The 12,318-nt window shown below is 47.0% G+C and carries 10 protein-coding genes; 9 read left to right on the top strand and 1 reads right to left on the bottom strand.

The window, feature by feature from the left end:
• The first annotated feature begins 3 nt into the window (after positions 1–3).
• The 9 genes from ACESON_RS05335 (at position 4) to ACESON_RS05295 (ending at position 9,509) form a co-directional block, all read left to right on the top strand.
• Positions 4–1,140: a Gfo/Idh/MocA family protein gene (locus ACESON_RS05335; RefSeq protein WP_373108770.1), complete on the top strand. Its 1,137-nt coding sequence runs from the start codon at positions 4–6 to the stop codon at positions 1,138–1,140.
• A gap of 171 nt (positions 1,141–1,311) precedes the next feature.
• Complete coding sequence (glyA, locus tag ACESON_RS05330) at positions 1,312–2,559, top strand: serine hydroxymethyltransferase (protein ID WP_373108769.1); 1,248 nt, start codon at positions 1,312–1,314, stop codon at positions 2,557–2,559.
• A gap of 277 nt (positions 2,560–2,836) precedes the next feature.
• Complete coding sequence (locus tag ACESON_RS05325; RefSeq protein WP_177958888.1) at positions 2,837–3,790, top strand: substrate-binding domain-containing protein; 954 nt, start codon at positions 2,837–2,839, stop codon at positions 3,788–3,790.
• A gap of 104 nt (positions 3,791–3,894) precedes the next feature.
• On the top strand, positions 3,895–4,746 hold the full coding sequence (gene pstC, locus ACESON_RS05320; RefSeq protein ID WP_177958887.1) for a phosphate ABC transporter permease subunit PstC: 852 nt from the start codon (positions 3,895–3,897) through the stop codon (positions 4,744–4,746).
• Complete coding sequence (pstA, locus tag ACESON_RS05315) at positions 4,746–5,642, top strand: phosphate ABC transporter permease PstA (protein ID WP_177958886.1); 897 nt, start codon at positions 4,746–4,748, stop codon at positions 5,640–5,642. The genes pstC and pstA overlap by 1 nt, the downstream gene beginning before the upstream one ends.
• A gap of 103 nt (positions 5,643–5,745) precedes the next feature.
• Positions 5,746–6,495: a phosphate ABC transporter ATP-binding protein PstB gene (gene pstB, locus ACESON_RS05310; RefSeq protein ID WP_177958885.1), complete on the top strand. Its 750-nt coding sequence runs from the start codon at positions 5,746–5,748 to the stop codon at positions 6,493–6,495.
• 1 nt (position 6,496) lies between these two features.
• Complete coding sequence (phoU, locus tag ACESON_RS05305) at positions 6,497–7,144, top strand: phosphate signaling complex protein PhoU (protein ID WP_177958884.1); 648 nt, start codon at positions 6,497–6,499, stop codon at positions 7,142–7,144.
• Between the two features lie 20 nt (positions 7,145–7,164).
• Positions 7,165–7,839, top strand: coding sequence for a winged helix-turn-helix domain-containing protein (locus ACESON_RS05300; protein ID WP_177958883.1), 675 nt, complete (start codon positions 7,165–7,167; stop codon positions 7,837–7,839).
• Positions 7,836–9,509 carry an ATP-binding protein gene (locus tag ACESON_RS05295; RefSeq protein ID WP_373108767.1) on the top strand — a complete coding sequence of 558 codons (1,674 nt, stop codon included), beginning with the start codon at positions 7,836–7,838 and terminating at the stop codon, positions 9,507–9,509. The genes ACESON_RS05300 and ACESON_RS05295 overlap by 4 nt, the downstream gene beginning before the upstream one ends.
• A gap of 935 nt (positions 9,510–10,444) precedes the next feature.
• On the opposite strand, the gene ACESON_RS05290 is transcribed toward ACESON_RS05295, so the two are convergent.
• Positions 10,445–12,316, bottom strand: a complete 1,872-nt coding sequence (locus tag ACESON_RS05290) for an ATP-binding protein (protein ID WP_373108766.1) — start codon at positions 12,314–12,316, stop codon at positions 10,445–10,447.
• Positions 12,317–12,318 lie beyond the last annotated feature (2 nt).

Here is a 12,318-nt window from a genome sequence, read left to right as displayed (position 1 = left end):
GCTATGAAAGAAATTCGTACAGTAATCATCGGTTTTGGCGGTATGGGAAAAAAATATGCAAAAATTATTGCAGAAGGACAGGCTCCGGGGCTGACGCTTCAGGGGATTTGCTGTCGGAACCAGCCTGGTCAGCAGGAGATCCGCACCCTTTATCCTCAAACGGCTCTGTATCAGGATGTGGAAGATACATTTTCTCATCAGGAGGATTTTGACGCAGTGGTGATTGCAACCCCGCATTCTACCCACGTGGAAATTGGGAAAAAGGCATTTTCCTGTGGAAAACATGTTTTTTGCGAGAAGCCTTTGGGGATTACGGCAGAAGCGGCAGAAGAACTGGCAGCTGCAAAGCGGGCAGATACGGAATTTGCCGTGATGTTTCACTGCAGAACCTTCCCGGCATTCCGCAAGGCAAAGGAAATGCTGGATACAGGCGTTCTGGGACATGTAACGAGAGCTGTCTGGATTTGTAATAACTGGTTCCGCTCCCCATGGTATCACAGCAGCGCTTCTTGGAGAAGCAGCTGGAACGGGGAAGGCGGAGGACTTCTTTTGAATCAGTGTCAGCATTATCTTGATATGTGGCAGTGGCTGTTTGGAATGCCGGATGCAGTGGATGCAGATATTGATTTTGGAAAGTATAATGATTTTGCTGTAGATGACAGTGTAGATCTGCGGCTTTATTATGGAAGCCGAAAGGATGGACGTCCGCCCTTCCGGGGCTCTCTGATCAGCTCCAGCGGTGAGCATCCAGGCTCTAATCGGCTGGAAATCTGGGGAACCTGCGGAAAACTGACTGTTGAAGGTGGAAAAACGGTGCTCTGGGATAAAAATGATGTGAATACAGACACTTTTAATCGGGAAAACAGGGTGATTTTCGGACAGCCCTCTCACCATGAGGAAGTGGTGGCATTAGAGCCAGAGGAGGATGCTTATGTGACGATGTTTCGGAATTTCAGCGATCATCTTCGGAAAGGAACGCCGTTAATTGCGCCGGGAGAGGAAGGCATTGGAGGACTTTTGCTGGCCAATGCTTCTTATCTTTCTGCCTGGACTGGTGAACGGGTTAAATTTCCTCTGGATGAAAAGCAGTATGGAGAGCTGTTAGAGGAGCATCGGAGAGCGGAGCTGGAGAAGGGCTGAGAATTCGATAGAAAATATGCTGCTGTTTACAGGCAAGCCAGTGAACAACAATAAAACGTCAGAAAACCACGAAGAAAAGAGACAATTGCTTGACAGGTCTCTTTTTTTTGTACTATAATCAAAACCATGCGGGGGATACCAATTATTTTAGAGAAGAAAAGGAGTACTGCTATGGTTAATGAGGTAATGAATTTCATCACAGACTATGATCCTGAAGTGGGAAAAGCGATTGAAGCAGAGGCGGCTCGTCAGAGAAGAAATCTGGAGCTGATTGCATCAGAAAACATTGTTTCAGAGCCGGTTATGATGGCGATGGGAACGGTGCTTACCAACAAATATGCAGAGGGTTATTCCGGGAAGCGGTACTACGGCGGCTGTGAGTGCGTGGATGTGGTGGAGAATATTGCCATTGACCGTGCAAAAAAGCTGTTTGGATGCGACTATGCCAATGTACAGCCCCACTCTGGAGCACAGGCTAATATGGCAGTGTTTGTCGCTATGTTAAAGCCGGGAGATACGGTGCTGAGCATGAGTCTGGATCATGGCGGCCATCTTTCTCATGGAAGTCCTGTAAACTTCTCTGGCATGTATTTTAATATTGTTCCCTATGGCGTGAATGAACAGGGATTTATTGATTATGATGAGGTAGAACGTCTTGCTGTAGAGCATAAGCCGAAGATGATTCTGGCAGGAGCCAGCGCTTATGCCCGGACGATTGATTTTAAACGTTTCCGTGAGATTGCAGATAAGGTTGGCGCATATCTGATGGTAGATATGGCTCATATTGCAGGGCTTGTGGCAGCAGGAGAGCATCCCAGTCCCATTCCTTATGCAGATGTAGTGACGACTACGACACACAAGACTCTGCGGGGGCCCAGAGGCGGCATGATTCTGGCAAATCAGGCTGCAGCAGATAAATTTAATTTTAACAAGGCTATTTTCCCGGGAACCCAGGGCGGACCTCTGGAGCATGTGATTGCAGCAAAGGCAGTCTGCTTTGGCGAAGCTCTGAAACCGGAATTTAAGGAATATCAGCATCAGGTAAGAAAGAATGCAGCGGCTCTGGCAGAAGCGCTGACGGCTCAGGGCTTCAAGCTGGTTTCCGGCGGCACTGATAACCATCTGATGCTGGTGGATCTGACAGGGCTTGATGTCAGCGGAAAGGAGCTGCAGAATCGATGTGATGAGGTTTATATTACACTGAATAAAAATGCAGTACCTAATGATCCCAGAAGTCCCTTTGTGACCTCCGGTGTCCGTATTGGAACTCCAGCTATTACTTCCAGAGGGCTGAAAGAGGAGGATATGCCGAAGATTGCTGAGTGTATCTGGCTGGCAGCTATGGATTTTGAGAATAAGGCTGATTACATTCGCGCTGAGGTAACGAAGCTCTGTGAAAAATATCCGATTTATAAATAATATCTGCAATACAGGCCGCTGCCGGAGATTTTACATTGTTTGTAAAATCTCCGGCAGCGGCTTTTCTTTGCTTTTTTTTGCGAAAAAAACTTTACATTGATTTTACAGACAGCTTCTTTTAGATTTTACATAAGGATTTTACAATACGCCTTGTAAGAAACAAAACGCAGTCACTGGGAAGTCCCCCAAAAGCAGCTTCCCATGATGATACAGGATCACAAATGTAAAACATATGCGGCAAAAAGACAAGGCCGTACAGAAAAAGGAGAGAAAAATTATGAAAAAAACAATGGCAGTACTTTTAGCAATGGGTCTGGCAATGGCAGGTCTGACTGGATGTTCCGGAAATAAGGCAGCTGAGACAACTGCAGCAGCAACCGAAGCAGCAACTACAGCCGCTCAGACAGAGAAGGCGGAGGAGACTACTGCAAAAGAGACTGAAGGAAAGGCAGAAGGTCCTATCAGTGTGGTATCTCGTGAGGATGGCTCCGGTACCAGAGGTGCTTTTATTGAGCTGTTCGGCATCGAAGAGAAGAATGATGCAGGAGAAAAAATAGATATGACTACAGAGGATGCAGAAATTACTAACAGCACCTCTGTTATGATGACCACAATTTCTGGAAATACCGAGGCAATCGGTTATATTTCTCTGGGCTCTTTAAATGATACGGTAAAGGCAGTAAAGATTGATGGAGCAGAGGCAACCGTTGACAATATCAAATCTGGTGCATACAAAATTGCCCGCCCGTTTAATATCGCAACAAAGGCAGAAGTAAGCGAGGTTGCTGCTGATTTCATTAAATATATTATGAGTGAGCAGGGACAGAAGGTTGTTGAGGACAACGGATATATCAGCCAGGGAAATGAGGGAGCATATGAAGCTTCTGGTCTTTCTGGAAAGGTTGTAGTAGCAGGTTCTTCTTCTGTAACTCCGGTTATGGAAAAGCTGAAAGAGGCTTATAATGCATTGAATCCGGATGTAACTATTGAAGTACAGCAGTCTGATTCTACTACTGGTGTAACCTCCGCAATTGAGGGTGTGTGTGATATTGGTATGGCATCCAGAGAGTTAAAGGACAGCGAACTGGAGAAGGGAGTTACTGGCACTGTAATTGCCATGGACGGAATTGCTGTTATTGTAAACAATGATAGTCCGGTAGAGGAACTGACCAGCGAGAATGTAAAAGCAATTTTTACCGGCGAGGTTACTGACTGGGCAGATGTAAAGTAATTACAACATGAAGAATCATATTTGAAACCATCGTGAGGCGGCCCCTTCAGGAGCCGCCTTCTATGACACAGCAGAGAAGCATCCCTGGAAAGTAAGGAGTTTGTATGAATCATTTGAAAGAAAAATCCATGCGTATGGTATTTATGATATCTGCCTGCGCGTCTATTCTGTCTGTAGCTATGATATGTATTTTCCTGTTTGCAAACGGGATTCCAGCAATAGGAAAAATCGGTATATTTGATTTTCTGCTGGGGGAAAAGTGGAAGCCGGGAAATGACATTTATGGAATACTTCCCATGATTCTGGGAAGTATTTATGTAACTGCAGGGGCTATTGTGGTGGGGGTTCCCATCGGCATCCTGACTGCTATTTTTATGTCACGCTTCTGCCCTCGCAGCCTGTATCGGATTATGAAGCCGGCCATTGATCTGCTGGCAGGAATCCCTTCCGTTGTCTATGGATTTTTCGGTATGGTAGTGATTGTTCCGGTCATGTCAAAGCTTTTTGGCGGAAGCGGAAAGAGTATGGCAACAGCTTCTGTTCTCCTGGGAATTATGATTCTTCCTACGATTATCGGGGTATCAGAATCAGCAATTAATGCGGTTCCTTCCAGCTATTATGAAGGAGCTCTGGCTCTGGGAGCCAGCCATGAAAGAAGTGTATTTTTTGCTACACTTCCAGCTGCAAAATCAGGAATTCTTGCAGGTGTGATTCTGGGTGTAGGACGGGCTATTGGTGAGACGATGGCAGTAATTATGGTGGCTGGAAACCAGGCTCGTATGCCGAAGGGATTGTTTGAAGGAGTCCGCACCATGACGGCTAATATTGTGCTGGAGATGGGATATGCCACAGATTTGCATCGGGAAGCTTTGATTGCAACAGCTGTAGTATTGTTTGTGTTTATTTTGATTATTAACCTGTCATTTTCTATTTTAAGCAGAAAGGCGGAAGCGTGATGGAAGCATTTATGGAAAAAAAGAATGTAGAGATTCAGGCAATTAACCGTCAGACCTTTTCTCAGCGTCTGAAGTCCTATAAAAGAAGTCCCTTGTCCCTGCTTTTGCTGATTCTGGTCAGCCTGTCGGCTCTGATTACGGTGATGACGCTGCTGTTTTTGATTGCCTATATTCTGATTAAGGGTGTTCCTTATCTGACGGCAGATCTGTTTGCGTGGGAATATAACAGTGAAAATGTATCTCTGATGCCGGCGCTGATTAATACCATTATTATGACAGGGCTTTCTCTGATTATTGCAGGTCCTTTGGGAATTTTTGCAGCTATCTATCTGGTGGAATATGCAAAGCGGGGAAATAAGCTGGTGGCTTTGATTCGAATTACAGCGGAAACCTTATCCGGAATTCCTTCGATTGTGTACGGTCTGTTTGGATTTCTGCTGTTTGCCGTTACCTTTAAGTGGTCCTACACAATCCTGGGCGGCGCGCTGACTTTGGCAATTATGATTCTTCCGTTGATTATGAGAACAACGGAGGAGGCGTTAAAATCGGTTCCGGATTCTTATAGAGAAGGCAGCTTTGGACTGGGAGCGGGGCGGTTAAGAACAGTCTTTCATATTGTGCTTCCATCAGCAGTTCCGGGAATTCTGGCCGGAATTATTCTGGCAGTTGGACGAATTGTAGGTGAGACGGCAGCTTTGATGTATACGGCAGGTACTGTGGCTGGAATTCCGGAAAGTCTTTTAGGCTCCGGGCGGACGCTGGCTGTTCATATGTATGTGCTGACTAATGAGGGGCTGTATACCAATCAATCTTACGCAACAGCAGTGGTGCTTCTGGTGATTGTCGTGTGCATCAATGCCGTTTCCGGGATGATTGCAAAAATGGTAGCAAAATAGATGCCGGAAAGGCTGAAAAACCGGATAGGCCAACTGGTGAAGAGGCGTTTGTATCAGAAAAATATAATAACAAAGAATGTTTGGAAATCAGGAAAGGGAATTTATGGATAAGCTGACAATTCAGAATATGGAGCTGTATTACGGGGATTTTAAGGCCCTGAAGGGGATTAATTTGAATATTCAAGCAAATGAAATTACCGCTTTTATTGGGCCTTCCGGATGCGGAAAATCGACACTTTTAAAGTCTTTAAACAGGATGAATGATCTGGTTGAGGGATGTAAAATCACAGGAAAAATTCTGCTGGATGGGGAAGATATTTATGGAAATATGGACATTAACCTTCTGCGGAAGCGGGTGGGAATGGTATTTCAGAAGCCAAATCCTTTCCCCATGAGCGTGTATGATAATATTGCTTTCGGTCCCAGAACTCACGGGATTCATTCCAAGGTTCAGCTGGATGATATTGTGGAAAAATCGCTGAGAGATGCGGCTATCTGGGATGAGCTGAAGGATCGTCTGAAAAAGAGCGCCCTGGGACTTTCCGGCGGTCAGCAGCAGCGGCTTTGCATTGCCCGCGCGTTGGCAGTACAGCCCGAGGTGCTTTTGATGGATGAGCCTACTTCTGCTCTGGATCCGATTTCTACCTCAAAAATAGAGGATCTTGCTGTAGAACTGAAAAAGGATTATACTATTGTTATGGTAACACATAATATGCAGCAGGCTGCGCGTATTTCTGATAAAACTGCATTTTTCCTTCTGGGAGAGGTGGTAGAATTCGGAGAGACAGAGCAGATTTTCTCCATGCCCAGAAACAAGAAAACGGAAGATTATATTACGGGGAGGTTTGGCTGATATGCGCAATCGTTTTGACGAACAGCTGGAGCTGTTGAATGTGGAACTGATTCGAATGGGAGCACTGTGTGAGGACGCGATTTCCTATGCATCAAGAACTCTGATGAAGGAGGGAGATTTCTCTGATGAGGTGTATAAAACCGATCGGGAAATCGACCAGAAGGAGCGGGATATTGAAAATCTTTGTATGAGAATTCTCCTGCAGCAGCAGCCTGTGGCAAAGGATCTCAGACAGGTTTCTTCTGCTCTGAAAATGATTTCTGATATGGAACGTATTGGTGATCAGGCGTCAGATATTGCAGAGATCTGCAGCTTTCTGCAGGGCTGGGAAACAGAGAGCCGGCTTCACATTCGGGATATGGCAGAGGCGACCATGAAAATGGTAACGGAGAGCATTGATTCCTTTGTAAAAAAGGATTTGAACATAGCAAAAGAAGTAATTCTCTATGATGATGTGGTGGATGAGCTGTTCGGTAAGGTAAAGCAGGAGTTGATTGGACTGCTGACCCGGGAGGACAGGAATGAGGAGCTGGGAGAGTTCTGTATTGATATGCTGATGATTGCAAAGTATTTTGAGCGCATCGGTGATCACGCTACGAATATTGCCGAGTGGGTGGAGTATTCTATTACCGGCACACATCTGGAGTAGAACAGGAGGAAGCAGGCAGAATGATTTATCTGGTAGAAGATGACAACAGTATCCGGGAACTTGTGATTTACACCCTGCAGTCTACAGGATTTCCGGCGAAGGGATTTTCCTGTGCCAAGGAATTCTGGGAGGCCATGAAGGAGGAGCAGCCCTCGATGGCGCTGCTTGATATTATGCTGCCGGACGAGGACGGTCTGACTATTTTGAGAAAGCTTAGGGATTCGGCTCAAACGGCACGGCTTCCGGTGATTATGCTGACAGCAAAGGGAACGGAGTATGATAAGGTGATTGGTCTGGACAGCGGAGCTGACGATTACATTCCCAAGCCCTTTGGAATGATGGAACTGGTATCCCGGGTGCGGGCTCTGCTTCGGAGAGCGGAGCCGGAGAAAAAGGGGGGACTTCTTCAGGTTGGCCCCATTGCGGTAGATGCGGCAAAGCACACAGTTAAGGTCAATGATCAGGCGGTGGTTCTTACCTTTAAGGAGTTTGAGCTGCTTTGCTATCTGATGGAAAATGAAGGAATGGTTCTTACAAGAGATCAGCTGCTGTCCAGAATCTGGGGCTATGATTTTGATGGGGAGACAAGGACTGTGGACGTTCATATCCGGACTCTTCGGCAGAAACTGGGGGCAGCCAGCGGCTATATTGAAACCATCCGCGGCGTAGGCTATAAGATGGAGGAAATCGGATGAAACGGAAAATCTATTGGAATATGTGCCTGGTTGCCCTGTTTTCCATGGTAGTGGCAACTCTGGTAACGACCTGGCTGTTTTGCCGGGATTTGCAGGAGCAGATGCAGCTGGCAGTGAGGACTGAGGTGCGGTATCTGGAGTCGGCTGTAGAGGTTTCTGGGAAAGAATATCTTGCGCATCTGGCCAGCCGGGGAGACGGCAATAATATAAACCGGATTACCTGGATCGGGGAGGACGGAACAGTTCTCTATGACAGTTATGCAGACAGCGAATCCTTGGAAAATCACAGGGATCGCCCGGAGGTTGTCAGTGCGTTTCAGACAGGGGCTGGAGAAAGTGTCCGGATTTCTGATACTCTGGCAGAGCAGACCTATTATTATGCCAGAAAGCTGACAGATGGGACAATCATTCGTGTAGCCAGTACGACCAGCAGCGGCCTTGCTACGATGGTTCATACAGTTCCGTGGATGATTGTAATGGCAGTGGTGATTTTTGGTGTTACCATGGTTCTGGCAGAGCTTCAGACGAAGCGGATCGTGGATCCGATTAATCGTCTGGACCCCAAAAATCCTCAGGCAGAGCAGGTGTATGATGAGCTGGCTCCACTGGTGCGCCGTCTGGAAAAGCAGAAGGAAACCATTCGGGAGCAGATGGAAACCCTCCGGGAAAAGCAGGAAGAATTTACTGCAATTACAGAAAATATGCGGGAAGGCTTTATTGTTGTGGACAGCAAAGCAGATGTGATTTCCTATAATTCCAGCGCAGTCCGGATCCTGGGAGTCGATATGGAAAAGAATGGGAACGGCAACATCAATGTGCTGAGTTTAAATCGTTCCAACAGCTTCCGTCAGGTGGTAGATGAAGCTTTGGCGGGACAGCGATGTGAGCAGAATCTGGATTTAAACGGACGCCATTATCAGATTATTGCCAATCCGGTAGCAGAGTCTGAAAACCGCTGGGGCGCTGTTGTTGTGATTCTTGATGTGACAGAGCAGCAGAACAGAGAGGGGCTTCGCAGAGAGTTTACAGCAAATGTTTCTCACGAGCTGAAAACGCCTCTGACTTCCATTTCCGGGTATGCGGAGATTATGAAAAACGGGCTGGTACCGGCAGCGGATATGGGGCGTTTTTCAGAAAAAATCTATGTGGAGGCTCAGCGTCTGATTACTCTGGTAGGGGATATTATCAAGCTGTCCCGTCTGGATGAGGGCAATGTGGAGCTGGAAAAGGGACCAGTAGATTTGTACCAGATTGCCTCTGAGGTGGTAAAGCGAATGGGGGATATGGCAAATAAGGCTGGAGTGGCGATTGATATTAAGGGAAGTCCGGCCGTGGTTTCCGGAGCAGCCCAGCTTCTGGATGAAATGATATTTAATATCTGCGAAAATGCAGTAAAGTATAATAAGCCCGGCGGACTGGTACATGTAACTGTAGTAAAGGAAAAGGGACATCCTACAGTAACTGTGGAGGATACGGGAATCGGGATTCCAGAAGAAGATAAGGAACGGATTTTTGAGCGGTTTTACCGGGTAGATAAAAGCCATTCCAAGCAGATTGGAGGTACCGGACTGGGCCTTTCCATTGTGAAGCACGGCGCCATTTACCACCAGGCAAAGGTGGAGATGGAAAGCAGGCTGGGAGAGGGAACGAGAATCCGGCTGGTGTTTTAGCCGTGTAGAACGGTCGCTTGCCTGTTACCAATTTCACTGGTTTAAGACGGTGGGGAGTTCACGAAACTGATGTTTGGACGGGTGATAAATAGACAGGAAAGAAAGGATAGACTTTATTATATGGAGTGGATTGGCTGTTTTGCAGCGGATCCACTCCATATTTCTTTGTACAGGAAAGGGTGTCAGCACCAGGATTTTTTGAGAACGTTCTTTAACTTCCTTCGCTGAGAGCAAGTCCAAGCAGTATGCCTGGAATAAGAAATACAACCGGTCTTTTCAAAAGCCATGGAAGAAGCTTCGAAGGCGCTGCCAGAACGGACAAGCTCGTGATGGAGCATAAGATGAGTCCGTAGCATCCTGCTGCCAGAGCAATCCCGCACCAAAGAAATACTTTGTGAAAACGATGCACGGTCTGTTTCTGGAAAACTACAAGAGTTCCAATAATTCCAGTACAGATCCAAAACGCCGGTCGGGCAAAGTCAATGAAAAGAATTTCCCAGGGTGAGATCTGGAATGTCCGTGCACGAAGCGGCTCCAGTATCAATTGGTGGCAGATACGTACTGATATTGGTAGGAGATGACAAGAAGGCAATCTGAAGAAAGCGGCCATCTCCATTCCCTTGCGCTGTGGATATGAGACAAATCATTTTCTGTTCCGAATCGCTTAACGTATAGGTAAAATGCTTGTCCTGTACAGAAGCTGTTTCTGTTACGGTCCATTCCAAGATTTCTTCCTTTAGTATGGTATTCAGAACGTCCAGGGAAATAAATATATGAGTGGCCAAAATGGTCCAGTATTCCTGTCTGCTCGCTTTTCCGGAAAAATGAAATGAGTACTGGATAAATCTTTTATAGCTCTCAAAAAGACTGAGTATGATAGCACTCACCTCCTGCTTTCTAGTAACAGTTCCTTAACCTGAGAGCTTCCCTCACCTCTACATCTCCACCATTCCATACGGAACCTGGCAGGCTGTCAGCATTTGTGCTTCCCTCTGGTGGCAGGTAAAGATGATAATCTGACCGGGCCAGGACTGAGACAGCCATTTCAGAGCAGTCCGCAGCCGCTCATCATCGTACAGTACAAAGCTGTCGTCAAAAATCAGAGGCATCTGATCGCCGTCGCCCTGGAGCAGTCTGGCGGCAGCCAGCCGCAGGGCCAGGTAAATCTGATCCATTGTGCCGCTGGAAACCTGTTCTACAGGAACCAGGCGAGTGGGAGTATTCATGAAAATATTCAGATTTTCATCTACGCTCATACTGCTGTAAATCCCTCCGGTAATGCTGTTTACCAGCTGAGAGGCGCTTTTGTTTAAGTACAGGCCAAAGGAGTCCCGAATGGTGCCGGAAAGCTCTGTCATGGTCTCCAGAGCCAGATCGATTGCAGTAATTTCTTCTCGGATCCGTTCGTTTTCCTCCAGAACCTGTTTCAGTGCTTCTACCTGATCCTTGCAGTGCGTCAGGTGATCCAGCTTCTTTTCCAGCTCCCACTGGGTTCGCTGCTGTTTGCTGATGTTTTCTTCACAGGAAACCTCCTGCTGCTGAAGGGATGTGATCTGTTCAGCCTGTTCTTTTATAGAATTTTCGGAACGCTCCAGTACCTGGCTTAACCGGATAAATTCCTCCATACGGGCCTCAAAGGCAGCCATGGCATCTGCAGAAATAGCAGAATCCCCCAGATGGCGGGAAAAGGTCTCCTGAAGCAGCTTTCCTACCATAGCTGTTTCCTTTTTCCGGGTTTTGTAACGAAACATGAGAAACAGTCCGGCTGATGCAAACATTACAGCCATCATAGCGCACAGAGTCAGATAGGCAGAGTGATCCACCGCATGGGCTGCTCCAGGAAGAAGCTCTGCAGCAAATCGGGCCAGTGTACCGGGAAAGCCGATTCCCAGTCCGGCAAGGACAGCAAAAAGCAGGAAGAGGACAGAAAGAACGAGAGTCCCTTTTTTCTCGCTGGCGGCCTTGGCATTTTCGTATTCCTGGTAGGAAGCTCTGGCGCTGTCCCGGTAACTGATAATAGAGGATTCATCCGTAAACTGTGCTGCGCTTAATACCTGGCGGCCCTTGGCAATTTTTTGAAGAAGGGTTTCCCGCTCCTCCTGCTTCTGTGCCAGCTGGCTTTTTACGCGGGAACGCAGCTCCTGATAGGACTGGAGCTGATTTTCATACTCTGGAGCAGCAATTTCTTTTTCGATGGAACGAATCTCCCCCAGAAGCGAGGTGTAATTTTTTCCGGCATCCGGAGTCAGCTGCCGTTCAAATTCCCGCCGCCGGTTTTTTAAGTAGGCAGTGGCTTTCGTAATATTCAAGGCCATGCTGCCGGTTGTATTCATATTTGCAATATAATTGCGCAGCTCCGTTACCATACCGCTGTCGGTAGCGCTTTTGAGCTGCCCGATGCTGATGGTATTGTTGTAGGTGGTTTCCGTCAGTCCGCACAGAAGAAAATCCAGAAAGCTTTTGGTGGGCTCCACTTCCTTTCCGGCAGTTTCATCTATAATTGTCGGAACCTTTAAATCTTTTTGAAAATTTCGTTCAATTCGATAAATAATCCCGTTTTTTTCCAGACGAATCCAGCCGCCGTAAGCGCCCTTATTCTGCCAGGGCTCAAAACGGGTAAACAGATCATTTCTGGCTGCTCGTCCCCGTCCCCGCTCCATTCCAAAGAGCATACAGCGGATAAAGGTATGGAGGGTCGATTTTCCGGCCTCATTTTTTCCGTATACAAGATTCATGCCGTCCTCAAACCGGACGGTGCGGTCGTGAAATTTTCCAAAGCCGTCAATATGTAAATCCAATAACCGCATGG

This window comes from Lachnoclostridium sp. Marseille-P6806 (assembly GCF_964238185.1).
Taxonomy (GTDB): domain Bacteria; phylum Bacillota; class Clostridia; order Lachnospirales; family Lachnospiraceae; genus Brotaphodocola.
This window is presented reverse-complemented; position numbering and strand designations above follow the sequence as displayed.